Source organism: Primorskyibacter marinus (assembly GCF_003313245.1).
GTDB classification, from domain to species: domain Bacteria; phylum Pseudomonadota; class Alphaproteobacteria; order Rhodobacterales; family Rhodobacteraceae; genus Primorskyibacter; species Primorskyibacter marinus.
Map to the genome: position 1 here is coordinate 422,532 of NZ_QJSD01000002.1, position 23,765 is coordinate 446,296.

At 60.2% G+C, this 23,765-nt stretch carries 28 protein-coding genes; 10 read left to right on the forward strand and 18 right to left on the reverse strand.

Translation table 11 applies throughout. From position 1 onward, the window contains the following. Positions 1 to 16 precede the first annotated feature (16 nt). The 8 genes from rnc to folK all read right to left on the reverse strand — a co-directional run bounded on the left by rnc (position 17) and on the right by folK (position 6,833). Positions 17 to 691, reverse strand: a complete 675-nt coding sequence (gene rnc / locus DMZ65_RS05900; protein WP_116597966.1) for a ribonuclease III — start codon at positions 689 to 691, stop codon at positions 17 to 19. Beyond that, positions 688 to 1,536: a signal peptidase I gene (gene lepB / locus DMZ65_RS05905; protein WP_084350454.1), complete on the reverse strand. Its 849-nt coding sequence runs from the start codon at positions 1,534 to 1,536 to the stop codon at positions 688 to 690. The genes rnc and lepB overlap by 4 nt, the downstream gene beginning before the upstream one ends. A 100-nt stretch (positions 1,537 to 1,636) precedes the next feature. Then, positions 1,637 to 2,074, reverse strand: coding sequence for a holo-ACP synthase (gene acpS, locus DMZ65_RS05910; protein WP_116597968.1), 438 nt, complete (start codon positions 2,072 to 2,074; stop codon positions 1,637 to 1,639). 76 nt (positions 2,075 to 2,150) lie between these two features. Further along, the gene (locus tag DMZ65_RS05915) at positions 2,151 to 2,900 is read right to left on the reverse strand and encodes a pyridoxine 5'-phosphate synthase (protein ID WP_116597969.1); all 750 of its coding nucleotides are present in this window, start codon (positions 2,898 to 2,900) and stop codon (positions 2,151 to 2,153) included. Positions 2,901 to 2,934: 34 nt separating this feature from the next. After that, the gene (locus DMZ65_RS05920; protein ID WP_116597970.1) at positions 2,935 to 3,597 is read right to left on the reverse strand and encodes a DUF2062 domain-containing protein; all 663 of its coding nucleotides are present in this window, start codon (positions 3,595 to 3,597) and stop codon (positions 2,935 to 2,937) included. Between the two features lie 15 nt (positions 3,598 to 3,612). Further along, positions 3,613 to 5,754, reverse strand: coding sequence for a RelA/SpoT family protein (locus DMZ65_RS05925; RefSeq protein WP_116597971.1), 2,142 nt, complete (start codon positions 5,752 to 5,754; stop codon positions 3,613 to 3,615). Between the two features lie 35 nt (positions 5,755 to 5,789). Next, complete coding sequence (gene rpoZ / locus DMZ65_RS05930; protein WP_116597972.1) at positions 5,790 to 6,143, reverse strand: DNA-directed RNA polymerase subunit omega; 354 nt, start codon at positions 6,141 to 6,143, stop codon at positions 5,790 to 5,792. Between the two features lie 78 nt (positions 6,144 to 6,221). Further along, the gene (folK, locus tag DMZ65_RS05935; RefSeq protein ID WP_116597973.1) at positions 6,222 to 6,833 is read right to left on the reverse strand and encodes a 2-amino-4-hydroxy-6-hydroxymethyldihydropteridine diphosphokinase; all 612 of its coding nucleotides are present in this window, start codon (positions 6,831 to 6,833) and stop codon (positions 6,222 to 6,224) included. A 98-nt stretch (positions 6,834 to 6,931) separates the two neighbouring features. Between folK and DMZ65_RS05940 the strand changes: the two genes are divergently transcribed. The 5 genes from DMZ65_RS05940 to DMZ65_RS05960 all read left to right on the forward strand — a co-directional run bounded on the left by DMZ65_RS05940 (position 6,932) and on the right by DMZ65_RS05960 (position 10,378). Further along, positions 6,932 to 7,504, forward strand: coding sequence for a LabA-like NYN domain-containing protein (locus tag DMZ65_RS05940; RefSeq protein ID WP_084350447.1), 573 nt, complete (start codon positions 6,932 to 6,934; stop codon positions 7,502 to 7,504). Between the two features lie 141 nt (positions 7,505 to 7,645). Then, positions 7,646 to 8,596 carry a 4-hydroxy-3-methylbut-2-enyl diphosphate reductase gene (gene ispH / locus DMZ65_RS05945; RefSeq protein WP_116597974.1) on the forward strand — a complete coding sequence of 317 codons (951 nt, stop codon included), beginning with the start codon at positions 7,646 to 7,648 and terminating at the stop codon, positions 8,594 to 8,596. A gap of 99 nt (positions 8,597 to 8,695) precedes the next feature. Then, entirely contained in the window at positions 8,696 to 9,289 is a 594-nt protein-coding gene (locus tag DMZ65_RS05950; RefSeq protein WP_116597975.1) for a class I SAM-dependent DNA methyltransferase, read from the forward strand. Continuing rightward, entirely contained in the window at positions 9,282 to 9,758 is a 477-nt protein-coding gene (rnhA, locus tag DMZ65_RS05955) for a ribonuclease HI (protein ID WP_116597976.1), read from the forward strand. The genes DMZ65_RS05950 and rnhA overlap by 8 nt, the downstream gene beginning before the upstream one ends. Continuing rightward, the gene (locus DMZ65_RS05960; protein WP_116597977.1) at positions 9,755 to 10,378 is read left to right on the forward strand and encodes a trimeric intracellular cation channel family protein; all 624 of its coding nucleotides are present in this window, start codon (positions 9,755 to 9,757) and stop codon (positions 10,376 to 10,378) included. The genes rnhA and DMZ65_RS05960 overlap by 4 nt, the downstream gene beginning before the upstream one ends. A 34-nt stretch (positions 10,379 to 10,412) precedes the next feature. Here the strand turns inward: DMZ65_RS05960 and DMZ65_RS05965 are convergent, their stop codons facing one another. From DMZ65_RS05965 to def (DMZ65_RS05980), 4 genes are all read right to left on the reverse strand, one after another. Further along, positions 10,413 to 10,649, reverse strand: a complete 237-nt coding sequence (locus DMZ65_RS05965; protein WP_116597978.1) for a hypothetical protein — start codon at positions 10,647 to 10,649, stop codon at positions 10,413 to 10,415. Between the two features lie 5 nt (positions 10,650 to 10,654). Next, positions 10,655 to 11,566, reverse strand: a complete 912-nt coding sequence (gene fmt, locus DMZ65_RS05970; RefSeq protein WP_116597979.1) for a methionyl-tRNA formyltransferase — start codon at positions 11,564 to 11,566, stop codon at positions 10,655 to 10,657. A gap of 78 nt (positions 11,567 to 11,644) precedes the next feature. Further along, positions 11,645 to 12,142 (reverse strand): peptide deformylase, encoded by a 498-nt coding sequence (gene def / locus DMZ65_RS05975; RefSeq protein ID WP_116597980.1) that lies wholly within the window; start codon positions 12,140 to 12,142, stop codon positions 11,645 to 11,647. Continuing rightward, a complete protein-coding gene (gene def, locus DMZ65_RS05980) occupies positions 12,139 to 12,657 on the reverse strand; it encodes a peptide deformylase (RefSeq protein WP_116598148.1) in 519 nt (172 codons plus the stop codon). The genes def (DMZ65_RS05975) and def (DMZ65_RS05980) overlap by 4 nt, the downstream gene beginning before the upstream one ends. 126 nt (positions 12,658 to 12,783) lie before the next feature. On the opposite strand from def (DMZ65_RS05980), the gene DMZ65_RS05985 reads away from it, so the two are divergent. Continuing rightward, positions 12,784 to 13,962, forward strand: coding sequence for a MalY/PatB family protein (locus DMZ65_RS05985; protein ID WP_116597981.1), 1,179 nt, complete (start codon positions 12,784 to 12,786; stop codon positions 13,960 to 13,962). A 173-nt stretch (positions 13,963 to 14,135) separates the two neighbouring features. Beyond that, on the forward strand, positions 14,136 to 15,125 hold the full coding sequence (locus DMZ65_RS05990) for a glutathione S-transferase family protein (RefSeq protein WP_116597982.1): 990 nt from the start codon (positions 14,136 to 14,138) through the stop codon (positions 15,123 to 15,125). Here DMZ65_RS05990 and DMZ65_RS05995 read toward each other — a convergent pair. After that, positions 15,122 to 15,490, reverse strand: a complete 369-nt coding sequence (locus DMZ65_RS05995) for a response regulator transcription factor (RefSeq protein ID WP_116597983.1) — start codon at positions 15,488 to 15,490, stop codon at positions 15,122 to 15,124. The genes DMZ65_RS05990 and DMZ65_RS05995 overlap by 4 nt on opposite strands. Positions 15,491 to 16,001: 511 nt before the next feature. Further along, positions 16,002 to 16,178: a hypothetical protein gene (locus DMZ65_RS19425; protein ID WP_157960571.1), complete on the reverse strand. Its 177-nt coding sequence runs from the start codon at positions 16,176 to 16,178 to the stop codon at positions 16,002 to 16,004. 96 nt (positions 16,179 to 16,274) lie between these two features. Here DMZ65_RS19425 and DMZ65_RS06000 point away from each other — a divergent pair, with 96 nt between their 5' ends. Continuing rightward, entirely contained in the window at positions 16,275 to 17,294 is a 1,020-nt protein-coding gene (locus DMZ65_RS06000) for a PRC-barrel domain-containing protein (RefSeq protein ID WP_232824912.1), read from the forward strand. Positions 17,295 to 17,367: 73 nt separating this feature from the next. Here the strand turns inward: DMZ65_RS06000 and smc are convergent, their stop codons facing one another. Beyond that, positions 17,368 to 20,823, reverse strand: coding sequence for a chromosome segregation protein SMC (smc, locus tag DMZ65_RS06005; RefSeq protein ID WP_116597985.1), 3,456 nt, complete (start codon positions 20,821 to 20,823; stop codon positions 17,368 to 17,370). A 267-nt stretch (positions 20,824 to 21,090) separates the two neighbouring features. On the opposite strand from smc, the gene DMZ65_RS06010 reads away from it, so the two are divergent. Continuing rightward, positions 21,091 to 21,471, forward strand: coding sequence for a GNAT family N-acetyltransferase (locus DMZ65_RS06010; RefSeq protein WP_232824898.1), 381 nt, complete (start codon positions 21,091 to 21,093; stop codon positions 21,469 to 21,471). Between the two features lie 6 nt (positions 21,472 to 21,477). Here the strand turns inward: DMZ65_RS06010 and DMZ65_RS06015 are convergent, their stop codons facing one another. From DMZ65_RS06015 to DMZ65_RS06025, 3 genes are all read right to left on the reverse strand, one after another. Beyond that, positions 21,478 to 21,897, reverse strand: coding sequence for a hypothetical protein (locus DMZ65_RS06015; RefSeq protein ID WP_116597987.1), 420 nt, complete (start codon positions 21,895 to 21,897; stop codon positions 21,478 to 21,480). A gap of 112 nt (positions 21,898 to 22,009) precedes the next feature. Continuing rightward, the gene (locus DMZ65_RS06020; RefSeq protein WP_232824899.1) at positions 22,010 to 22,714 is read right to left on the reverse strand and encodes a winged helix-turn-helix domain-containing protein; all 705 of its coding nucleotides are present in this window, start codon (positions 22,712 to 22,714) and stop codon (positions 22,010 to 22,012) included. Further along, positions 22,686 to 22,979 carry a hypothetical protein gene (locus tag DMZ65_RS06025; RefSeq protein WP_116597989.1) on the reverse strand — a complete coding sequence of 98 codons (294 nt, stop codon included), beginning with the start codon at positions 22,977 to 22,979 and terminating at the stop codon, positions 22,686 to 22,688. The genes DMZ65_RS06020 and DMZ65_RS06025 overlap by 29 nt, the downstream gene beginning before the upstream one ends. Before the next feature lie 194 nt (positions 22,980 to 23,173). On the opposite strand from DMZ65_RS06025, the gene DMZ65_RS06030 reads away from it, so the two are divergent. After that, positions 23,174 to 23,707 (forward strand): hypothetical protein, encoded by a 534-nt coding sequence (locus tag DMZ65_RS06030; protein WP_157960572.1) that lies wholly within the window; start codon positions 23,174 to 23,176, stop codon positions 23,705 to 23,707. The last annotated feature ends 58 nt before the right edge of the window (positions 23,708 to 23,765 follow it).

The window sequence follows — 23,765 nt, forward strand, 5'->3', positions numbered from 1 at the left end:
AAGAGGCAGGTGGCACTCACACCAGTTGTTCCAGCAGCGTTCGGGCCGCGGCCTGTTCGGCCTGCCGCTTTGACGGTGCCGTCGCTTCGGCGCTGGTGCCATCGGCCAGCGACGCGCGGATGGTGAATTCCGGTGCGTGATCGGGACCGGTGCGGGCGGTTTCCTCGTAGCGGGGCGGGGGCATGCCGCGCGCCTGTGCCCATTCTTGAAGCGAGGTTTTGGGGTCGCGTGCGTCTTCTTCGACCGTTTCGATGCGGTCGCCCCAAAGCCGCAGGATCATTGCGCGTGCCGCCTCGATCCCGGCATCCAGATAGACAGCCGCGATCACCGCTTCCATCGCATCCCCCAGCAGCGCCTGTTTGCGCCGCCCACCTGACAGCTGTTCCGAACGCCCCAGTTTCAGCGCGGCCCCCAGGTCGACCTGTCGCGCCACGTCTGCGCAGGCCTCCTTGCGCACCAGCGCATTATAGCGCGGCGCAAGCTGGCCCTCGCTGGCGGTTTTGTCGCCGGCCAGCAGGGTTTCGGCCATCACCAGACCCAGCACCCGGTCGCCGAGAAATTCCAGCCGCTGATTGTCGCCGCGCGCAGACGAGATAGAGCCATGGGTGACCGCGCGGATCAGCAGCTCCGGGTCGGAAAACTCATGCCCGAGACGGCCTTGAAGGGCCTTCAGATCGGCTGACAGTTTCACTCGACCCTCTTGAAGTAACGATCGCTGCGCCATGTCCAGAAAAACAGCATCGACCGCCCGGAGGACGAGAACATGATGCGATCAGCGCGGCCGACGATGTTTTCATAAGGCACAAAGCCAACGCCACCGACCTGTTGCGGCACGCGGCTGTCAGAGGAATTGTCGCGGTTGTCGCCCATGAAGAAATAAAATCCCTCGGGGACAGTGTAGACCGGCGTATTATCGGAATTCTGCATGGCGATATTCAGGATGTCGTGGCTGACGCCGTTGGGCAGCGTCTCGGTAAAGCGCGATTTGGTGCACAGCCCACCCGTGCCAACGGGGCCGTTTTCGCAGCGCGGGCGCAGCCGCTGCGGGCCTTGCGGCTCTGCGATTTCCTCAAACGTGCCTGCGGGTTCCAGTTTCACCGGCTCGCCGTTGATCTGCAACACGCCTGCCTTGACCTGGATCTTGTCGCCCGGCAGGCCGGTCAGCCGCTTGATGAAATCGCGACCTGTCACCGGGTGACGGAAAACCACCACATCGCCGCGTTCCGGCGCGCCGGCCATGAACCGTTCGCCGCCCTTGGACGGATCGCCGGATTTCATCCAACCGCAAATATCCTCGGCGTCGATATTGATGCCGATGGCGGGGATCAGGACCGTCGGGCAGGACGCGTAGGAATAGCCGTAAGCCATCTTGTTGACGAACAGAAAGTCGCCGATCAGAAGCGTGTCTTTCATCGACCCGGACGGAATCCAGAAGGGCTGAAAGAACAGGGTGCGAAAGACACCGGCTATCAGCAGGGCATAGACGATGGTCTTGATCGTCTCGATAATGGAATTACCCTGTTTGGCTTCGGCCATGATGGTCTCCGATCTAGGTGGGTCTGGCGCTACATGAGGGGGCAGGCGAAGGGTGTCAAGCGGCCAAGCCCTGTCGGGAGGGGGCTTGCGCGCCGTGTGGTCATGGCTTGGGCGGTGGCGCGCTGATGTAATCTCCGGCTGGCAGCGGTCGCGCCTCGATCACCACAAAAGCCTGCGCCCAAGGGTGATCGTCGGTCAGGGTGACGTGAATGATCGCCTCATGTTCCGCAGGGGTCATCTGCGCCAGCCGTTCGGCGGCCCAGCCGGTGACTTGCATGACAGGCTGGCCGGTCGCGAGGTTGCTGACCGCCATGTCCTTCCACGCGATTCCCATGCGCAATCCGGTGCCAAGCGCCTTCGAGCACGCCTCTTTCGCGGCCCAGCGTTTGGCATAGGTGCCCGCCGTATCGGCCCGCCGCTCGGCCTTGCGCTGTTCTGTCTCGGTGAAGACGCGATTGCGAAACCGGTCACCGAACCGGTCCAGCGTGCCCTGTATGCGGTCGATATTTGCGAGGTCTGTGCCGATGCCAAGGATCATCCGGCACGCACGAGCCTGACATCAGGGCTTGCTGAGCGGACTTGCCAAAGGCCGACAAGGAAACTCCCGGCATTTTTCACTTGCGCGCCTCGTCCATGAGGCGGCGCATTTCGGCAATAGCCGGGGTCAGGCCGCGAAAGATTGCCTCGCCGATCAGGAAGTGACCGATATTCAACTCCATCACTTCCGGAAAGGCCGCGACGGGTTTGACCGTGTCATAGGTCAACCCGTGCCCGGCGTGGACCTCTAGGCCCAGCGAATGCGCCAGGGTGGACATTTCGCGCATACGCTCCAACTCCGTTGTGCAATCGTCCATGCGTCCCTCTGCATGGGCATCGCAATACGCACCTGTATGCAATTCGATCACCTGAGCGCCGATCCGGTGCGCGGCCTCGATCTGGCGCTGGTCGGCGGCGATGAAGATGGACACGCGGCAACCGGCCTCGCGCAGAGGAGCAATGAAATGCGCCAGCCGGTTTTCCTCACGCGCGACTTCCAGCCCGCCCTCGGTGGTCTTTTCCTCGCGCTTTTCCGGCACGATGCAAACGGCATGAGGGCGGTGGCGCAGGGCGATGCGCTGCATTTCGTCCGTGGCGGCCATTTCAAAGTTCAGCGGCACGGTCAGCACGTCCATCAGCCCGTCGATATCGGCGTCTGAAATGTGTCGACGATCCTCGCGCAGATGCGCCGTAATGCCGTCGGCACCTGCGTCTTCTGCCAGTTTCGCCGCCCGAAGCGGGTCGGGATAGTCGCCGCCGCGCGCATTCCGAACGGTCGCGACATGATCAATATTCACGCCAAGACGGAGTTTGTCCAATTGCGGCATGACAGAGTTCCTTTCAGGTGCTTTTCGTCGGACCTTATTCGCCTTTTGCAGCTTCGTCAGCCTTGGCCGCCGCTTTTTTTCGCAAGCTCTCCAACTTGGCGCGCAGTTTGCTGGTGCGGCGTTTCTGATAGGCCCGGATCACCGGAACGGACAGGTAATAGGCCACCAACCCGGCGCAGATACCCGGCAGGATGCCCCCGATCAGGTAGGGAAAGAAAATGTCATCGTAGAATCGCGACAGGTTGTGCCAGTCGGCAGTCTTGTCGCTGAACACGGCCACCAGATTGTTCTTTAGGTCCGCTGCGGCACCCACGAATTTACGGCCCAGCCATTCGTGATCTGCGCTGGCCGGATGATGGCGGTTGCCAAGCAGAAAGTTGCCGGTCTTCAATGAAATCACGGCGATCGGCAGATAGGTCAGCGGATTGCCGAAAAACGTGCCAAGCAAAGCGGCAAGGATATTGCCGCGCACGGTCAGGGCCAGCAGGGTCGCGACGACAAAATGCATCCCGTAAAATGGCGTGAATGTTGTCAATACCCCGGCAAAAATGCCGCGTGCGATCTTTTCAGGGGAATCTGGCAGACGGCGCAGGCGATGCTTGACATATTGGGCGGCACGGCCCCACCCGCCACGAGGCCAAAGACCTTCGAGAGCGATCTTCCAGATCGGCCGTCTGTCGCGCCGCTTGAAGACCAAGCCTTATCCTTTCGTTCACTCCGCCGCGCTGTCCTGCGCAATGCTCAGGGCTGTCTCCCGACGTCGCGAAATCGCCGCGACATCGCTTTCCGCCGCCAAAGCGGTGACGACGGAATGCAGATGTTCTGCATCGCGCAGATCCACACCAATCAGAAGACGGTAAAAATCCGGTTTGCGATCGACAAATTGCATGTCCGAGATATTGGCCTTCTGTTCGCCGATCAATGTGCAAATCCGGCCGAGCACACCCGCGTCATTGCCGATCGTCAGTTCCAGCGTCGCCGAGTAGGCCGCCGGATGGCTGCCAGAGTGCCAATGCAGGTCAAGCCAGCGGTCAGGCTGATCTTCGTAAGAGGCCAGCGTCGGGCAATCAATGGAGTGCACGACCACCCCTTTGCCGCGTTGGGTCAATCCGACAATCCGTTCGCCGGGCAGGGGTTGGCAACAGGGCGCACGTTCAAAACTCTGGCCCGGCGCAAGGCCGATGACGGCACGCTTCGGCTCGATGCTTTCGCCTTCTTTGGGGGCCAGGTCGGGATAAACGGCCTGAACCACGGCCCGCACCGACAGTTCCGCGCTGCCCAAGCGGGCCAACAAGGTCTGCCGGTCCTCAAGCCGCAATGTGCGCGCGGCGGTTTCCAGTACCTTGTCATTGGCCTTCTTGCCGACATGCTCAAACCCCGAGCGAGCCAGTTCGCGCCCCAGCTTGATGAACCGCTCCCGGTCAACCTCGCGCAGCGCCCGGCGAATCGCCGATTTGGCCTTGCCGGTGATGGCAATCTCCAGCCAGGTGGCTTGCGGCACCTGGCCTTCGGCGGTGATGATCTCGACCGACTGGCCGTTTTTCAGCCGCGTCCACATCGGCACCCGCAACCCGTCCACCTTGGCACCCACGCAGGCAGAGCCGATGCGGGTGTGGATCGCATAGGCGAAATCCAGAGGCGTGGCACCGCGGGGCAGTTTGACCACGTCGCCCTTGGGCGTGAAACAGAACACCTGGTCGGAATACATCTCCAGCTTCACGGCTTCGAGAAACTCGTCGTGATCCTCTTCGGCGTTGAACTGTTCGGTGAGCGAGGAAATCCATTTCGCCGGGTCCACGGCAAACGGGTTTTCCGAACGCACGCCGTCGCGGTAGGACCAATGCGCCGCCACCCCGGTTTCGGCCACATCATGCATCTGCCGGGTGCGGATCTGCACCTCGACGCGCTTGCCGTCGCGCCCTGACACCGTGGTGTGGATCGACCGATAGCCGTTGGTCTTGGGCTGACTGATATAGTCCTTGAACCGTCCCGGCACCGCACGCCAGCGCTGATGGATCGCGCCAAGCGCGCCGTAGCAGTCGGACTCAGAGCGTGTGATGATGCGAAAACCGTAGATGTCCGAGAGGCGGGAAAAGCCCATCTCTTTCTCCTGCATCTTGCGCCAGATCGAATAGGGCTTTTTCGCGCGACCATAAACCGTGGCATCAATGCCGGCTTTTTCCAGCTCCTTGCGCATGTCGCCGGTGATGCGGTGCACGACGTCGCCGGTTTCCCTTTGCAGGGTGATGAAGCGGCGGATGATGCTGGCGCGGCCTTCGGGGTTGAGCACACGGAACGCCAGATCTTCAAGCTCTTCGCGCATCCATTGCATGCCCATCCGACCTGCCAGCGGCGCATAGATGTCCATGGTCTCGCGCGCCTTTTGAACCTGCTTTTCCTGGCGCATCGCCTTTATCGTGCGCATATTGTGCAAACGGTCGGCCAGCTTGACCAGGATGACCCGCAGATCCTTGGACATCGCCATGAACAATTTGCGAAAATTCTCGGCCTGCTGGGTCTCTGTCGAAGACAGTTGCAGATTGGTCAGCTTGGTCACGCCATCCACCAACATCGCGATTTCGTCGCCGAACTGCTGCGAGATTTCGGAATAGGTGGATTTGGTGTCCTCGATCGTATCATGCAGCAGGGCTGTGATGATCGTGGCGTCGTCGAGTTGCTGCTCTGTCAGAATGGCGGCAACGGCGACGGGATGGGTGAAATACGGCTCGCCAGAGCGGCGCATCTGCCCCTCATGCATCCGGCGGCCATAGTCATAGGCCGCCCGGATCAGGTTTTCATTGGTCTTGGGGTTGTAGTTATGAACCAGCGCGATCAGGTCTTCTGCCGGGATCATTCCCCTATCCTCATCCCCGGGTCGCTTGCGCGAGATCAGCCCTGACCTTGGGCTTCCATCAATGCGCGCAACAACTTTTCTTCGGACAGATCGTCCTCGGCCGGTTTGTCGGCTTCGGCACCCATCAGAAGCGCCATCGCGTCATCTTCAGGCTCATCGACCTCGATCTGGGTCTGGTTGGATTCGATCAGACGCTCGCGCAATTCGTCAGCTGATTGTGTCTCGTCCGCGATCTCGCGCAGCGCCACAACCGGGTTCTTGTCGTTGTCGCGGTCCACGGTTATCGCCCCGCCAGAGGAAATCTCGCGCGCCCGGTGGGATGCAAGCATCACCAGCTCGAAACGGTTCGGTACCTTGTCTACGCAGTCTTCGACGGTCACGCGGGCCATTAAACTCTCCGTGGTTTTTCATATCACCTAGGCAAGCGATGTATGTAATAGGGCAAATCGCGATTGACAAGCCGGGATTCAAAGCGCGACCACCTCGCGTCGCATGTTTTCCGGCAGATCCGCGCAAAGCTGTGCGACGGATCGTCCCAGAACGGGGTGTTCCCAGTCGGGTGCCACGTCGCAAAGCGGGACGAGTACGAATGCACGATCCTGAAGGCGCGGATGCGGGAGAATCAGGGTGTCAGGCGCGTCGCGCCGCTGTGCGGCTTCGTCCAGATTGCGCCACTGATCAAAAACCGCGCGGTTTGGCCGAATAATAGCGCCTGCGGCCAGCAGGTCCAGATCCAGGGTGCGCATTCCCCAGCGCGTCTCGCGCGATCGGCCAAATTCCGCCTCAATCGCGTGTAGGTTGTGCAACTCTCCGCTTATGGAGTTTCCGGCCGCGCGCAGTACCAAAGCGGCATTCACATAGTCCGGCCCGGCACCTTTTGGAAAGCAGGGCGTTGCATAAAAGCGACTGATAGCCCTGATCTGCCTTCCCGAATTTGCGATCGCCTTTACAGAGGCGGCGACGGTTTCCGTAGCGTTACCGTATTGCGAACCCAGGTTTGACCCTACGGCAATTAGCAATTCTTGATCGGTTTCATATATTTTGCTATTATTAACGTTAGGTCTTCGGGCTTGAAGCATTCGTATAAATCCTTATTTCTAGGTTATCCGGGTTTGTCTGGAATTCCACTCACACTCCACCATGCAGGCAAGGCCCATTATTATCGGAAGGACATTTTATGTTTTACAAGGACGAACGGCTCGCGCTGTTCATCGATGGCTCGAACCTGTACGCTGCGGCAAAGGCGCTTGGGTTCGACATCGATTACAAGCTCTTGCGACAAGAGTTCGTGCGTCGGGGAAAGATGCTTCGGGCATTCTACTATACTGCGCTTCTGGAGAATGACGAATACTCGCCCATTCGCCCTCTGGTTGATTGGCTTCACTACAACGGCTTCACGATGGTGACCAAGTCCGCCAAGGAATATACTGACAGTCAGGGCCGTCGGAAAGTCAAAGGTAATATGGATGTCGAGCTTGCAGTCGACGCCATGGAACTTGCCCCGCGTGTCGATCACATTGTGTTGTTCTCTGGCGATGGTGATTTCCGCCCGCTCATTGAAAGCCTGCAACGTCAGGGCGTTCGCGTTTCGGTCGTTTCGACGATTCGCAGCCAGCCGCCGATGATCGCCGATGAATTGCGCCGGCAGGCCGACAACTTCATCGAACTCGATGAGTTGAAAGAGGTTATTGGGCGTCCGCCTCGTGAACACCCGGCCGAACGCAGCTTTGAAGTTGCCAGCAGCAGCTGATCAGCGGAATTTTCGCTGATTGAATTGGCAAATTTGCGACGCAAGCGGCGACCGGGCGGTCGCCGTCTTGCATTTGCGGCGTTGCAGGCTCTGGACGATGTGGCTTGCGCGCCTTACCTGTTGCGATGACAGGAGACGCACATGACCAAACCGACACTCACCTTATGTCTGGCCGCCCCTCGCGGATTTTGCGCCGGTGTTGATCGGGCGATCAAGATTGTCGAGATGGCGCTGGAGAAATGGGGCGCGCCGGTCTTCGTTCGCCATGAAATCGTGCACAACAAGTTTGTCGTCGACGGATTGCGTGCCAAGGGCGCGGTGTTTGTCGAAGAGCTGGACCAATGCCCCGGCGATCGGCCGGTGATCTTTTCCGCGCATGGCGTGCCAAAGGCCGTACCGGCAGAGGCCGCGCGCCGCGAGATGGTTTACGTTGATGCCACCTGTCCGCTGGTCTCGAAGGTGCATATCGAGGCGCAACGCCATGCCGATAACGGCCTTCAGATGATCATGATCGGCCATGACGGCCATCCGGAAACCGTGGGCACGATCGGGCAGTTGCCTGCCGGAGAGGTCTTGCTGGTCGAGACCGAGGACGATGCCGCCCATGTCGAGGTGCGCGATCCCGACCGGTTGGCCTTTGTCACGCAAACCACGCTGTCCGTCGATGACACGGCGGGGATTGTCGCGGCGCTGAAGGCGCGGTTTCCGAATATCGTCGGCCCGCACAAGGAAGACATCTGCTACGCCACGACCAACCGGCAAGAGGCGGTCAAGGCCATGGCCCCTCAGGTCGATGCGATCCTCGTGGTCGGCGCGCCGAATTCATCAAACTCGCAGCGTCTGGTCGAGGTTGGTCGCAAGGCGGGGTGCGGCTATTCGCAACTGGTCCAGCGTGCTACGGATATTGACTGGCGCGCGTTGGATGGGGCGCAGGCTGTTGGAATCACGGCCGGCGCCTCTGCCCCCGAAGTGCTGATCGACGAGGTTATCAACGCCTTCCACGACCGGTTTGATGTATCGTTGCGCACAATTGAAACCGCGACGGAAAATGTCGAGTTCAAAGTCCCGCGCGTCCTGCGGGAACCGGCATAAACCCACGTCGGAGCCATCAATGCCCGCCCCTGACAACAGCCGATCAATCCCCATCTCCGCGCTGGCCGTCATCGCCTGCCTTGCGGTCGCGGCAATCTTGTGACCGACGACAAGACCCTCGGCGTATATGATGAGAAGGCGGGCGATTACGCGCGACTGATGGATCACGAGGCCATACCGCCGACCGCGCTGAACAAGTTCCTTTCGGCTTTGCCCGAGCGTGGTACTGTCCTGGATCTGGGCTGCGGCCCGGGCAGCTGGGCGCGCTACATGGTCAAGGCGGGCTTTCGGGTGGACGCGATAGATGCAAGCGCCGGAATGGTCCGGAAAGCCTCTGCAATAGAGGGGTTGAACGTCTGGCAAGCGGATTTCAGCGATATTCAGGCCGTCGCGAAATATGATGGGATCTGGGCGAACTTCAGCCTCCTGCACGCCCGGCGCGCGGAAATGCCCGCGCATCTGGCTCGGTTGAAAACGGCCCTCAGGTCCGACGGTCGGCTACATCTGGGCCTGAAGGAAGGCACCGGTGAGGCGCGCGACAGTCTTGGCCGTTTCTACACATACTACACCGTCGCCGAAATCCGCGACTTGCTTGCGCAAATCGGGCTTTCGGTCAGCGATCTACGAACCGGGGCCGATAAAGGGCTTGACGGCACGGTCGCGGCTTGGTTCACCCTGACCGCTCATGGCTGAGCTTTTTGCATATACCGACGGCGCGTGCAGCGGAAACCCCGGACCGGGCGGCTGGGGTGTGTTGATGCGCGCCATGGCGGGCGACGAGATCGTCAAGGAACGCGAGTTGCAAGGCGGCGAGGGCGACACCACCAACAACCGGATGGAGCTTTTGGCCGCGATCAACGCGCTCGAAGCCCTGGGGCGTCCAAGCGCCATCACCATTGTCACCGACTCTGCCTATGTGAAAAACGGTGTCACAACCTGGATTCACGGCTGGAAGCGCAATGGCTGGAAGACGGCGGCGAAGAAACCCGTGAAGAATGTCGAACTGTGGCAGCGGCTGGACGCGGCACAGGCCCGGCATGACGTGATCTGGAAATGGGTCAAGGGCCATGCGGGCCATCCGGAAAACGAGCGCGCAGACGAATTGGCCCGCGCCGGAATGGCCCCCTTCAAGGCGTCACGCTCTGGCAAAGCGGGCGCATGAGCTTGCTTGCCCTGCTTGACTACGCCTCTGTGCTGGTCTTTGCCCTGACCGGTGCGCTGGTTGCCAGCCGGGCGCAGCTCGACATCGTAGGCTTTGCCTTTCTCGCCTGCCTGACGGCGGTCGGGGGCGGGACGATCCGCGATGTTCTTCTGCTTCGCGACCCGGTGTTCTGGATCGGTGCCCCGGCCTATATCGGCATCGCGGTGCTGGCCGCGGTCGTGGTGTTTTTTGGCGCGCATCTTCTTGAAAGCCGCTATCGCGCCTTGCTGTGGCTGGATGCCTGCGCTCTGGCAATCGCGGTGGCGGCGGGCACCGGTGTGGCACTGGCCACGGGGCAAACCCCGCTGGTTGTGGTGCTGATGGGCATGATCACCGGCTGCATGGGCGGGCTGATGCGCGATGTGGTCTGCAACGAGGTGCCGTTGGTTCTGAAAGCGGGCGAGCTTTACGTCACCGCGGCTTTCGCCGGATCCATTGCCGCAGTGGTTGCCGAGCGCATGGTCGGAACCGAATGGATGGTGTTGGCCGCTTGTTCAGGGCTGACACTGGCTTTGCGGGCAGGTTCGCTTGCGTTCGGCTGGCAATTGCCGGTCTATCGCAGTCGCCCTCCGCGCGTGTAGCAGCGCCGCCACATAGCGGGCATATAGCCAGCGCCTATCTGCGCCAATGTGTCGGAACGATGACCAGCGCCCCGATAGAGGACGCGAACGCATTCAGCCCCGGTGACCCGAACCCGATACCGAACATCAGCCGGATGAAATAGGCAAGGAACGCACCGCCGATGCAGATGATGATGCTTTGCAGGATGCCATTGCGGGTAAAGCCCGTGCGCTCGGACAGATAGCCGACGATGCCTGCAATCACCACCGTACCAATGAGGGTTGGAAACATGCGGGTCAGCCTCCTAATTGTGTACCTTTGGGGATGGGATTGCCGCGCAGAAAGGTCTCGGCATCCTGCGCCCCCTTGCCAGCCCGCTGCGCGCGGGTGATGCGCACCGCGCCTGTGCCGCAGGCCACGGTCAGCGCGTCGTCAAGCGCGGTTCCAGCAGGGCCGTTGTCAGGTGCCAGCGCAGCGCCCAACAGCTTGATCCGCGCGCCCTCTGCCAGGGTCCAGGCACCGGGAAAGGGCGACAACCCTCTGATCTGACGGCTGACATCGGCGGCTGTGCGCGTCCAATCAACAGCGGCCTCCGCCTTGTCGATCTTGGGCGCATAGGTCACCCCCTCATCAGGTTGTGCCTGCGGCGTCAGGCTTGGCAGCACGTCCAGCGTCTCGATGACTGCCGCCGCCCCGAGGGCCGACAGGCGATCATGTAGCGCGCCCGTGGTTTCCTCATCCCCAATGGCGGTTCTGCGTCGCAGCAGCACAGGTCCGGTATCCAGCCCGGCCTCCATCTGCATGATGCAAACCCCGGTTTCCGTATCCCCCGCCATGATCGCGCGGTGGATCGGCGCGGCCCCGCGCCAGCGCGGCAAAAGCGACGCGTGGATGTTCAGACAGCCAAGCCGGGGCGCGTCCAGTACCGCCTGCGGCAAGATCAGACCATAGGCCACCACCACCGCAATATCTGCGTCAAGCGCGGCAAAGGCCGCCTGCGCCTCCTCGGACTTCAGACTGACCGGATGGCGTATTTTCAGGCCCATCGTCTCTGCACGGGCCTGCACCGGTGTCGGACGGTCCTTCTTGCCGCGCCCGGCAGGGCGGGGCGGCTGGCAGTAGACGCAAACGATCTCATGCCCGGCAGAAACCAATGCCTCCAGCGCCGGCACCGAAAACTCGGGCGAGCCCATGAATACGATCCGCAACCTGATCCCTCCTTCTTTTCGGCAAAAATACTCCGGGGGTGCGGGGGCTGGCCCCCGCTCTGGGTTCGTCTTTATAGACTAACGCCCGAATTTGCGCGCCTTTCGCAACAAAACGTCCCGCTTCACCTTGCTCAGGTGATCGAAATACATACGCCCGTTCAGATGGTCGATCTGGTGCTGTACGGATGTTGCCCAAAGCCCGACGAAATCCTTTTCCTCGATCTCGCCATCTGCATTCAGATACCGCACGGTCACCGCACGCGGCCGGGTGATCCTGGCCGAAACGCCCGGCAGATTCGGGCTGGCCTCCTCGTGATCGCGCGGTTGGGCGGATGCGTGCAACACTTCGGGATTTGCCATGCGCACGGTCTGACCGCGCGCCTCGGACGCATCAACCACCGCCAGCCGCAACATGACGCCGATCTGCGGCGCGCCAAGGCCCACACCGGGCATTGCTTCCATCGTGTCGATCATGTCCTGCCAATGGGCGCGGATCTCGTCCGTGATGGCATCCACAGGGGCGGCCGGGGTCCGCAAACGCTTGTCAGGCCAGGGCAGGCAGCGCCGAACGGTCACGCCCGCGCCTTCTCTCGCTTCAGCTTCTGCATCTTGCGGGTGATCATCTGGCGTCGCAGCGGTTTGAGATAATCAATGAACAGCTTGCCGTTGAGGTGATCGATCTCATGCTGCACGCATGTCGCCCAGAGCCCGTCGAAATCCTGCTCTTGCGGATTGCCGTCACGGTCCAGCCAGCCAATCCGCACCTCGCGCGGGCGCTCGACTTCGGCATATTGGTCGGGGATCGACAAACAGCCTTCCTCATAGACGTTCAACTCGTCCGAAACCGCCAGCACTTCGGGATTGAACATCACCATGGGTTGCGCAGGCGCGGCCTCGTCCTTGACGCAGTCCAGCACGATAAGCCGGTCCAGCACACCGACCTGTGGCGCCGCAAGGCCGATGCCGGGAGCGTCATACATGGTTTCCAGCATGTCATCGGCAAGCGCACGCAGCTCGTCCGAAATATCGGCAACGGGCGGGCAGACCTTCTTCAGGCGCGGGTCGGGATGGATGAGAATGGGCCTTTTCATGGCAATCATTTAGGCGATGAGTCGCAAAGGCGCAATAACCGGTGCTTGCACTTGGTCAGCAATAAGGTAGCGTCCCCGACGTTGCGCGCAGCACAGATACCGGTACATGCAAGACAGGAGACGTCCATGACGTTCGATTTCGACCGCCTTATTGATCGTCGCGGAACCCATTCTTCAAAGTGGGATGCGATGGAGCCGCTTTTCGGCGTCTCTCCGAAAGACGGTCTGGCAATGTGGACGGCAGATTCCGACTATCCGACAGCCCCTTGCGTCATTGATGCGGTTCGCGCCGCTGCTGATCTGGGCATTTTCGGCTATTTCGCGGATCCCAGCGCGTATGACGCGGCGATCTGTTGGTGGATGGCGACGCGCCACAACTGGCAGATAGAGCCGGATTGGATTCTGACGTCCGCCGGACTGGGCAATGCGATCGGGCTTTGCCTTGATGTCTACACAGACCCCGGTGACGGGGTGGTGATCTTCTCGCCGGTCTATCACGAATTTTCCGGCAAGATCCGCAGGGCGGGGCGCGAAGTCGTCGAAATTCCGCTGATCCTTGACGGGGACCGCTACCAGATTGATCTGGATGCGGCGCAGGCCCGGTTGACCGGTGCCGAGAAGATGCTGATCTGGTGCTCGCCGCAAAACCCCTCTGGCCGGATCTGGACCGGGGATGAACTGCGTACCGTGGCGGAATTTGCCCGCGCCAATGATCTGGTGCTTGTCTCGGATGAGGTGCATCACGATCTGATCATGCCGGGCAATAGCTTTGTGCCGATGGATGTCGCGGTGCCAGAGATCCGCGACCGCCTGATCGTGCTGACGGCGTCCTCCAAGACATTCAACATTGCCGGGCAGAAGACCGGCAACATGATCATCCCCGATGCGACGCTGCGCGCGGCAATGGAAAACCGGATGCGGGCGCTGGATCTGGGCCCCAACCGTCTGGGGCTGGAGATGGTCACCGCCGCCTATACGCCCGCTGGGGCCGAATGGGTCGACGCGCAAGTGGCGCATATTGATCGCAACCGACAGGCTTTTGACGAGGCGATCAATGCCATCCCCGGTGTGCGGTCGCTGCCGCTGCAATCAACCTATCTGGCTTGGGTGGATTTTTCCGGCACCGGCATGACCTATGCCGAGGTTGAGGCCCGCGTGAAAGGCACCGCCCGTATCGCCGCCAGCCCCGGTCCGGATTTCGGTCAAGGCGGCGAGAGTTTCATGCGCTTTAACCTCGCGACCCAGCACGCCCGCGTGTCCGAAGCAGCCGCGCGCTTGCAGGAGGCGTTTTCAGACCTTCAGTAGTTATCGAAACGCGACAGCATAATGTCCAAGACGTGCGATCATGTGATAATCGCCGCGCTGATATGCGAGTTCCGTTCACCTGCGCACATGCGTTGCGCGTCATTTGCTCTTCATGCGAGCTGCGAAAGCTCTATCTGATGGACAGAGAGTTGAATGGATAGGGAGTAGGCAAAATGGGTTTGCTGGTTGACGGTTCATGGCAAGACAAGTGGTACGATACGCAATCCACTGGAGGCAAATTCGAACGATCAGAGGCCAGTTTCCGAAACTGGATCACCACCGACGGAAGCGCCGGACCTTCGGGTGAAGGTGGGTTCAAGGCCGAATCCGGGCGGTATCATCTATATGTCTCTTATGCCTGCCCTTGGGCGCATCGCGCGTTGATTTTCCGCGCGATCAAGGACTTGACGGATCACATCGGTGTCAGCGTCGTACATCCCGAAATGCTTTCGGAAGGCTGGGAGCTGAAGACCGGTTTCGCGGGCACCACAGGTGACAAGCTGTACGGGCTGCCGTTTTTGCGCGACGTTTACCTGAAGGCAGAGCCAGATATGACCGGGCGCGTGACCGTACCGCTTTTGTGGGACAAACAGCGCGACACAATTGTCTCGAACGAAAGCGCCGAAATCATCCGCATGTTCAACAGCGCCTTCAACGATATGACCGGCAACCACGATGACTACTGGCCCGAAAACCTGCGCGACGCGATAGAACCGGTGAATGCGCGCATCTACGATACGGTCAATAACGGCGTCTACAAGGCCGGTTTCGCGACCAGCCAAGAGGCGTATGACGAGGCCGTGCATCCGCTTTTCGACAGTCTGGACTGGATCGAGGACATCCTGACCCGCAACCGCTATCTGATGGGCGACCGTCTTACCGAAGCGGACTGGCGGCTGTTCACCACGATGGTGCGGTTTGACAAGGTCTACCACACGCATTTCAAATGCAATTTGCGGCAGATCGTCGATTACCCAAACCTGTGGGCCTATGTCAGAGAACTCTACCAGTGGCCGGGTGTCGCAGAGACCGTCCATTTCGATCATATCGTGCGGCATTACTATTACAGTCACGACACCATCAATCCGCACCGGATCGTGCCGATCACGCCGGACCCGGATTTTATGGCACCGCAAGATCGCGACAGACTGAACGCCGCTTAGGTCGGCTCGTGACGGGCGTAATGCTCGACCATCGCCGCCAGATCATCTGGCGGCGTTTCGCTCTGAACGAAGGCGCAGGCATTCGAGCAGTGTTGGAAAATGGATCCGTCCGAAAAGAAAGATGTGTTGGTCACAAAAATCGCCTTTGCCCCCGGCTGGCGATAGCTTGCAAAATCGGCGATTGCCATGGCGCTGCCATTTTTCAGCACCAGATCCAGCACAAGCACGTCAAAAATAGTGGTCCGCAACAATGACACAGCTTCGTCTTGTGACGTCACCAGCCAGACCTGTGCACCCAATCGTTCAAGATGGCTTTTCCAGATTTTACCAAGCTCTGCCCGGCTCTCAACAATAAGAACATTCATTCACAATCTCCGGCACAATGCCCGCGCCGCCTTTGCGGGTAATCTGAAAGGTTTGATCATAACAAAAAGTTAACGTCTGCGTAATCTTAATGGAGGAAGCGTAAATCCGCCTAATGACACTCTAGTAATACAGCATTATGTAAATTGGCACGACCTCGCATTTGTATCAACATACCCGTTGCATCTGTCTGCAACGGGCCGACAGCATGCTTAATGACAGCTTAAAGGCATAAATTTCGGTGCGGATGCGATTCTCGCCCGCAGATCCAACGTCGGATTATTGCCGGCCCCAGGTCACACCAGTGTCCGCCGCCGATAGGTTCGCAAGGCGCGTCGCCGCATTTTCAGTCGTGGAGAACAGTATGTCAGCCGTGAGCGAAATTCCGCGCGTCTATTAATGAAACAGCGAGAACGAGGCGGAAATGTTGTGCGCCCCAGAAGCGATTGACTGGTGACTGCCTGTCAAGATGTGGTTAACATATTGATATTAAATCTAAAAACAGATGATTTTTCAGGGATTTATCGTCGCCTCGGTGTTGCCAATAAAACGAAAATCAGCTTCGAACAGCGTGCGAATAATGCTTGGTCGTCGCTTCGCAATAGTCGGGTGGTGCCCCACTTCAAGCCCCGCTGATGCAAACTTTTTGGCAAACCGCCGAGGAACATTCCCGCCGCCAACCGTGTTCATCCTCCATAGCCGGGCAGCAAACACATCCTGCTCAGGACGAAATGAATCTGGAGGACATGAAACATGAAAACTCTTCTCGCTACAACAGCCATCGTGATGGCCGGGACATTCCCCGCCTTTGCCGAACAACACAGCATGAGTGGCCCGTTCGTCGACAGTTCTGCCATGGAAACTACGGCTGATCTGCGCGCCTCGCGCCTGATCGGTATGAGCGTCTATTCCACCGAAGAAGAAGTCGGTGATGAGGGCATGGTCGATGCTGGAGACAACTGGGAACGCATCGGTGAGATCAACGACGTGATCCTGTCCAGATCCGGCGATATGGAAGCCGTGCTTCTCGACATTGGTGGTTTCCTGGGCATTGGTGAGCGCACCGTTGCGGTTAACCTGTCGGATCTGAAACTCGTTTCTGACACCGACGCGGCTGGTGACTTCTTTGTCGTGGTGACCAGTAACCGTGAAACACTGGAGAATGCGCCAGAATTCGACACCGACCTAATTGGTGCGTGGAATTCGGCCGAGCGTTCCAGTGAGAATCCGAGCGATATGGCTGAAAAAACGACAGAAAAAACGGCCGCTGCCGTTGAAGGCGCAGCAACTGAAGCTGGAGAAAATGCTGAAGGTGCGGTCGTGGCCACAGGTGCCGCGTTGAACGAGGCGGGCGATGAAGTTGCCGAAGCTGGTGACGAGGTTGCCGAATCGGCCGAGGCCGCCGGTCAAGAGATGGAGCAGGAAGCCAACGAGATGGCTGTTGAGACAGACACCGAGATGGCCGCTGAAACAGATGGCGAGATCGTCGACGGCATGACCTACTCGCCCGAAGGCTACATGGCCGTCGATGCGACGACGATGACCGCCGAACAGATTGACGGTGCAGCAGTCTATGACGGCCGCGACGAACGGGTCGGCGAGATCTCGGAAGTGATCGTTTCGGAAGATGGCAAGATCAGCAACGTGATCCTTGACGTAGGCGGTTTCCTTGGGATTGGCGAAAAGCACGTCTCGATGCCGTTCGACCAACTGAACCTGCAACAGGAAGATGGCGGTGATGATCTGCGTGTCTATGTTTCAGCGACCAAGGAAGAGCTGGAAGGCATGCAAGACTACGAGAAGTAAATCGCTTACGCAGATAATCAGTATCCCGTTTCAAGAGTGCCGGCCCCGGAGGAAACTCCGGGGCCCTTTTTTGTCACGCGACCAGTGTTGTTGCCCGCTTCAGATCGACCGACACCAGCTGGCTGACGCCCTGTTCCTGCATGGTTACACCGAACAACCTGTCCATGCGGCTCATCGTGACGGCGTGGTGGGTGATGATCAGAAAACGCGTATCGGTCTGGCGGCACATCTCGTCCAGCAAATCGCAGAACCGGGTGACGTTGGCATCGTCCAGCGGCGCGTCTACCTCATCCAGCACACAGATCGGCGCGGGGTTCGCCAGGAATACCGCAAAGATCAGTGCCATAGCGGTCAAGGTCTGTTCGCCGCCTGACAAAAGCGAAAGCGTCGACAGTTTCTTGCCCGGCGGTTGGCACATGATCTCCAGCCCGGCATCCAGTGGATCATCCGATTCAACCATCACCAGATTGGCCTCGCCACCGTTGAACAGGTGGGTAAAGAGCAGCCGGAAGTTGCTGTTGACCTGCTCGAAAGCGGTCAGCAGGCGTTCACGCCCTTCGCGGTTCAGGCTGGCAATGCCGTTGCGCAAGGTTCGCACGGCTTCTTCCAGATCAGCCTTTTCGTTGACCAGCGTGTCATGTTCTTCGCGGACTTCGCGGGCGTCCTCTTCAGCGCGGAGATTCACCGCCCCCAGCGCATCGCGCTGGCGTTTCAAACGGTTCACATCCGCTTCTATACTGTCTGAATCCGCCATTTTTTCGGGATTGGCATCCAGCCGGTCCAGTAGCTTTTGCGGCGTGGTTTCCTGCTCGTCCTCTATGCGGTCCGCGGCGGCAGTGACGGTTTCGCGCGCGGCCTCGGCGCGGGCGTCTGCGCGGGCTCTGGATTCGCGGGCTTCTGACGCAGCGCGCTCGGCATCGCGTTCGGCGGTTTCGGCTTCGCGCAAGGCACCTTCGGCCGTACTGAGCGCAACGGACGCATTCGCCCGGCGCGCCTCCGCCTCGGAAATCGCTTGCGTCAACTCGTCGCGCTTTATGGCGATTTCTTCGGGTGCCGCGCTGGCCTCTTGCAGCTTCTCTTCGGCGGCTTGCTTACGGTCCAGCAATTCCTGACTGCGCGTCTTGGCGGTCTCCAGCCGGTGCCGCCAGCCGCTCAGATCCTTCGTGACCTGTTGGCTGCGCGCACGCCGGGCCTCGCCCTCACGGCGTATTTCATCATGGGCAGAGCGTCGCGCCATCATGGTCATGCGTGCGGCCTCGACCGTCATCTTGATATCTTCGACCTCGGCGCGGGCGCTTTCCAGATCTTCCAGACCCTGTGCGCCGCGTTCGGCCTCGGTCAATTGCTTGCGCGCAGCAATCGCCTCTTCTTCGTAGCGGGTCACCGCCATGGCGAGGCTTTCCACCTTGCCCTGCGACAGATCGCGATCCGCTTCGGCGCGGCTCAGGGCGCGGCTGGCCTCATTGACCTGCGCGTCAGCCTCGCGCCGCGCCTTGCGGGCCTCTTGGTCGGCGGTGGACAGTTCTGCCATGCGGGCAGTCAGCGTTTCATGGGCTGCGCGTGCCCCGTCAACGCGGGCCTCGGCATGGGCGTTTTCCTGTTTCAGTGCCTCAAGCCGGTTCAGCTGCTCCAAACGCAAAGCCGCCGCCGAGGGTGCATCTGCCGCCCAAGCGCGGAAGCCGTCCCAACGCCAAAGGTCGCCTTCAAGGCTGACAAGGCGCTGGCCGGGCTTCAGCAGCTTTTGCAGGCGCTGGCCGTCGCCGTCACCCACCAGCCCGATTTGCGCCATTCTGCGTTGCAGAACCTCGGGCACCGAGACGTGGTTGGTTAATGGCGTCACACCTTCGGGCAGGGTCTGTCGCGCATCATAGTCCGGCAGGGTCGCCCAGCCCGACGGGCCATCGGCGTCAACCTCGGGCGCACGCAGATCGTCGGCAAGCGCCGCGCCAAGCGCCTTTTCAAACCCTTGCTCAACCTGCAACCGGTCAAGCACTTGGCCGCCTTCGGCCGTGTCACGTTCCAGCAGACGCGTCAAAGCTGTGACCTCGGCGCGCAACGCGTTTGCCTCGCCCTCTGCCTCGGACCGTTCGGCGCGGGCATCCGCCTCTCGTGATTGCGTCTCGGAACGGGCCTCTTCGGCGAGGGTCAGCGCAGTCTCTGCACGCTCGGCGTTTTCGCGGGCAAGGTCTTCGGCATGGGCGGCGCGTTCCATCGTTTCGTTCGCGGCTTCCATGGCTTCTTTGGCGGCGGTCATGGCGTCACGCGCACGCGTCGCCTCGCCCTCGTTCTTGTCCAGCGTCTTGCGGCTGTCTTCCAGCAAACGCATGGCGGAATGATGCCGCGCCGCCAGGCGGGCCACGTCTTCGGTGCGCTGCGACAGATCGGATTCGCGGGCTTGCAGGATTTCTGCCGCTTCATGCGAGGCGGCAGAGGCTTCCTCCAGTCGCGTGTCATGGCCGTCTCCGGCCTTGTCCAGTTCGCGGGCTTCCCATTCCAGTTGCGCGATGGTTTCGCCCGCGTCGTGGTTCAGGCCGGTCTCGCGCTCCATGTCCATCATCATCTGGGTGATGCTTCGTTTCAGGGTTTCGATGGCATCCAAAGCCCGCTTTTCCTGATCGGCAAGCGTGTCGCGCTGGACCTCCAGCCGTTGCAGGACAGCCGCGGCGATCGCCGCTTCCTCGCGCAGAGCGGGCAGCTGGGTATCGCGTTCTGCGCGGATCTTCGCGGCCTGACGCGCCGCAGTTTCCGATTGCGCCGCCGTGCTGGTGCGGTCGCGCAGAACGGTCTCCGCCTCGGCGCGGGCGGTATCCGCCTCTTTCCAGCGACGGTACAGCAATAAGCCCTCGGCGCGGCGCAGATCTTCGCCGATGGTCCGGTACCGTGCGGCCTGTTTGGCCTGTCGCTCCAACTGTGCCAAATGCGTGGCAAGCTGTTCGACCACGTCATCGACGCGGGTCAGATTGGTTTCGGTATTCTTCAGCTTCAGTTCGGCCTCGTGGCGGCGCGCATACAGCCCCGAAATCCCTGCGGCTTCTTCCAGAATGCGGCGGCGCGCCTTTGGCTTGGCGTTGATCAATTCGCTGATCTGACCCTGCCGGACCAGCGCGGGCGAGTGCGACCCGGTCGACGCATCGGCAAACAGCATTTGAATATCGCGTGCGCGCACGTCCTTGCTGTTGGTCTTGTAGGCGGACCCGACATCGCGGGTGATCCGACGCACGATTTCCAGCATGTCGCTGTCGTTGAACCCGGCGGGTGCCAGCCTGTCGGAATTGTCGATGCTCAGGGAAACTTCGGCAAAGTTGCGCGCCGGACGTGTCGCGGCACCGGCAAAGATCACATCCTCCATTCCACCACCGCGCATGGCAGTCGGACGATTTTCGCCCATGACCCAGCGCAGTGCTTCAAGCAGGTTGGATTTGCCACAGCCGTTCGGCCCCACAACCCCTGTCAGCCCATCGGCGATGATCAGGTCGGTGGGGTCGACAAAGCTTTTGAAGCCGGTGAGTCTGAGTTTTGAAAAGCGCAAGACAACGGGTTCCGTGATTCCCTCGTGTCGATCGAGAGTGACGGTTGAGCCGGGGGTGAGTCAAGTGTTGCGCGCTGCATATGGCGTCATTTTTCATTTTGTCCACAAGATATAGATTTCTTGAAATAACAGCACATCTTGACGGGTGAAATTTTTTATCTTCAAATCCAATAACTTGTTGAGTGTAGGATAATGCCCTTCAGGATCAGAGTCGGATCACCGCATGAACCCCAGGCAACCGCGTTGCTGGAAAGCAGTCAGCGGCTTATGCAAGATTTGTTTACAGCCGAAGAGAATTACTATCTGTCAGTCGAGGCTCTGTGTGCAGAAAGCGTCGTCTTTCTGGTCGCTGAAGAAGACGAGCGCATCCTGGGCTGTGTCGCGATGAGACGTATGGACGGCTATGGCGAGATCAAGTCCCTGTTCACCCTGCCAGAAGCCCGTGGGCGTGGCATAGCCGCCGGTCTGATCAACCGTCTTGAAGAGATCGCCCGCGAAAGCGGCTATCCGTTGCTGCGGCTGGAAACCGGCGATCTGTTGCACGAAGCGCATCGGCTATATGCCCGGCAAGGATTTGATCTATGTGAACCTTTCGGCGACTATGCGGACACTTCGGCGAGCATTTTCATGGAAAAACAGCTGGCCTGACCGCCGTCAACTGCGGCGGCATTCCAGTTCCAACTCTGATACGCCGCGCCGCCTGGAAAGATACCCGCCCGTCACATCGCAGACATAGCTTCGCCGCTTGCGTGGTTTTGGCGGGGCACGCCCACCGTTGCAGGACAGGCCCGCGATCATCATGGCGGGGTCGCCCACGAACCAACGGCTTTCGCAGCCGGTATGTATCAGGATCGCCTCTGCCGCGTGGGATGCGATCACCGGAAAGCGTGGAAGAAAGGCGCGAGAGGTGCGTGTGACCTCTACCATCCCGTCGCTATAGCGCAGTAGAAAATGGCTGCCCCCGGCCTCTGCCCGCGTGGTCGGGGCACCGCGAAAGCCGGGACCGGCCATGTTGCAGGCACTCAGCAGAACGAACAGGGCAAGCAGAACACGCATGATCCAATTCTGGCGCATCCGGAATTAATATCGCGTTAAGCCGGGTTGGCTCTGCGTCGTGTGGGCCGCCGCATGCTTTTGCGAAAACGAGGGCTGCGAAACCGCTGGCCGCAGCGCGGCCCGGCCCGCGTCAGACCACCTTGATCACCGCTTTGTCGATCGTCAGCATATAGCCGCGGCGGGCGATGTTCTTGACCAGCAGCTCGCTGACCAGTTGGTTGCCCAGCCCGTCGCGCAACCGTTTTATCCTTGTGGCACCGGCGGCTTCCTCGCAATCTGCGGCATCACGGCCCGAGATCACCGCCTCTATCTCTGCTCCGGTCATCACATCGTCATCCATCCGCGCCTCTGCCAGCACGCTCAGCGTTTCCATCGCCGCCTCGGTCAGTTTGAATCCCATATTGTTGAGGTAAACGGTCTTTTCCTCGCGGCTGATAAGAAGCGACGACACCTGTATGCCTGACCGTTCGATCTGCGCCATGCGACGGTTCAGCGTGACCAACATCACCAGAAATACCAGCGCGGCCACAAGCAGGGCCGTGGCGAAAATCAGCAACACGAAGATCACCATGCGGTAACTGGCAAGCGTTTCTGCAAAGGAGGTGCCGGATTGCGCGAGGATTTCCAGCAGTTTGATCTCTGCCTGCGCGGTCAGGTCGTCATTGGCAACGAACAGTTGTTCCACCCGTTCATTGAACGCGCCCGCATCTGGCAGGGACGCAAACAGCCAGACCGCCGCGCCAAGCAGCAGGATGACGATAGCAGCAATACCGCCGGTAACGATGCGGGTGCCAGACCGCCGCGCGTCAGTAGCGGAGGTAATACTGTCCGGCACTGTCTCTCCTTTCGGCAAGCCCGACATCGTCAAATACGGACAGGATCGTCAAAAGCGTCCAGCCATCAGCGGCAAGACGCGGTGTCAGTTGGGCTTGGGCGGCAGATTGCGAACAAGCCCCTGTAATCCGGGCCACACCGTAGTGCAGGCGCAGGGGCGCGTCGCGTTTGGCCTTGTAATCGGCGTAGCAGTCGGCCTGCGCGACGGCGGGCAGGGCCAGCAGCAGCGTCAGGATCAATGCGTGAAGAGGGCGCGTATATGTCATGCAATGAACTTTGCGCAAACACCGGCGGCAATTCAATAACCAAGCGGCAAAAGCAAGGTGTTATCCGATAGCAAGAGGGCGCTATTGCCTGACTTTCGACCACGGGGCGAGGGTGAGTTCACAAGCGGAGCCATGCAGGCCACGCCAGATTGGACTCAAGGACTCGCACGATCCAACCACAAGGACCCCCGTTCATGTCACGCAAATTCATTTCTACCATTTTGGCCGCCACTTTGGCCGTTACGGCCTTTGCCTCCAAACCGGCACGGGCGGCCAGCGAGGAAGATATAGCCCGCATTCTCGCAGGTGCCGCCACAATCTTCATTATCGGCAAAGCGATCCAGAGCAGCCGCGATAATGACAAGGACGACAAGAAGAGCAAATCGCACAAGGACCGCAAAGATCGTGATCGTTACAAACCGCAGAAACACACGTCGCGGAAACACCACCGCTATGATCGCCATGACCATGGCCGCCCGTATTATGGCACCCGGCCCACACCGCTGCCGCAACACTGTCGGGTGACTGCCCGCACCCGTAACGGCCATGAAACCCTGTTCGGTGCACGGTGCCTTGACCGCAGCTATCAAAGCGCAAGACGTCTGCCCGGCGAATGCTTGCGGGATGTGCGTTGGTTCCGGGGTGAACGTCAGGCCTATAGCGGGAATTGCCTGCGTGCGCACGGCTACACCACGGCGGGTCGCCAAGTTTGGCACCGCTCGGAATAGGGCGGCGTCGAGCAGGTGCGCGGCCGCACCCCAGCGCCGCGTTCCAAGGGGAAGGGGA

What these genes read in the sequence shown, in the direction of transcription:
- lepB (WP_084350454.1), bottom strand. Translation starts at nt 1,536, where the DNA reads ATGGCCGAAGCCAAACAGGGTAATTCCATTATCGAGACGATCAAGACC.
- acpS (WP_116597968.1), bottom strand. Translation starts at nt 2,074, where the DNA reads ATGATCCTTGGCATCGGCACAGACCTCGCAAATATCGACCGCATACAG.
- DMZ65_RS05915 (WP_116597969.1), bottom strand. Translation starts at nt 2,900, where the DNA reads ATGCCGCAATTGGACAAACTCCGTCTTGGCGTGAATATTGATCATGTC.
- DMZ65_RS05925 (WP_116597971.1), bottom strand. Translation starts at nt 5,754, where the DNA reads ATGATCCCGGCAGAAGACCTGATCGCGCTGGTTCATAACTACAACCCC.
- rpoZ (WP_116597972.1), bottom strand. Translation starts at nt 6,143, where the DNA reads ATGGCCCGCGTGACCGTCGAAGACTGCGTAGACAAGGTACCGAACCGT.
- folK (WP_116597973.1), bottom strand. Translation starts at nt 6,833, where the DNA reads ATGCTTCAAGCCCGAAGACCTAACGTTAATAATAGCAAAATATATGAA.
- DMZ65_RS05940 (WP_084350447.1), top strand. Translation starts at nt 6,932, where the DNA reads ATGTTTTACAAGGACGAACGGCTCGCGCTGTTCATCGATGGCTCGAAC.
- ispH (WP_116597974.1), top strand. Translation starts at nt 7,646, where the DNA reads ATGACCAAACCGACACTCACCTTATGTCTGGCCGCCCCTCGCGGATTT.
- rnhA (WP_116597976.1), top strand. Translation starts at nt 9,282, where the DNA reads ATGGCTGAGCTTTTTGCATATACCGACGGCGCGTGCAGCGGAAACCCC.
- DMZ65_RS05960 (WP_116597977.1), top strand. Translation starts at nt 9,755, where the DNA reads ATGAGCTTGCTTGCCCTGCTTGACTACGCCTCTGTGCTGGTCTTTGCC.
- DMZ65_RS05965 (WP_116597978.1), bottom strand. Translation starts at nt 10,649, where the DNA reads ATGTTTCCAACCCTCATTGGTACGGTGGTGATTGCAGGCATCGTCGGC.
- def (WP_116598148.1), bottom strand. Translation starts at nt 12,657, where the DNA reads ATGAAAAGGCCCATTCTCATCCATCCCGACCCGCGCCTGAAGAAGGTC.
- DMZ65_RS05985 (WP_116597981.1), top strand. Translation starts at nt 12,784, where the DNA reads ATGACGTTCGATTTCGACCGCCTTATTGATCGTCGCGGAACCCATTCT.
- DMZ65_RS05990 (WP_116597982.1), top strand. Translation starts at nt 14,136, where the DNA reads ATGGGTTTGCTGGTTGACGGTTCATGGCAAGACAAGTGGTACGATACG.
- DMZ65_RS05995 (WP_116597983.1), bottom strand. Translation starts at nt 15,490, where the DNA reads ATGAATGTTCTTATTGTTGAGAGCCGGGCAGAGCTTGGTAAAATCTGG.
- DMZ65_RS19425 (WP_157960571.1), bottom strand. Translation starts at nt 16,178, where the DNA reads ATGAACACGGTTGGCGGCGGGAATGTTCCTCGGCGGTTTGCCAAAAAG.
- DMZ65_RS06000 (WP_232824912.1), top strand. Translation starts at nt 16,275, where the DNA reads ATGGCCGGGACATTCCCCGCCTTTGCCGAACAACACAGCATGAGTGGC.
- DMZ65_RS06010 (WP_232824898.1), top strand. Translation starts at nt 21,091, where the DNA reads ATGCAAGATTTGTTTACAGCCGAAGAGAATTACTATCTGTCAGTCGAG.
- DMZ65_RS06015 (WP_116597987.1), bottom strand. Translation starts at nt 21,897, where the DNA reads ATGCGCCAGAATTGGATCATGCGTGTTCTGCTTGCCCTGTTCGTTCTG.
- DMZ65_RS06025 (WP_116597989.1), bottom strand. Translation starts at nt 22,979, where the DNA reads ATGACATATACGCGCCCTCTTCACGCATTGATCCTGACGCTGCTGCTG.
- DMZ65_RS06030 (WP_157960572.1), top strand. Translation starts at nt 23,174, where the DNA reads ATGTCACGCAAATTCATTTCTACCATTTTGGCCGCCACTTTGGCCGTT.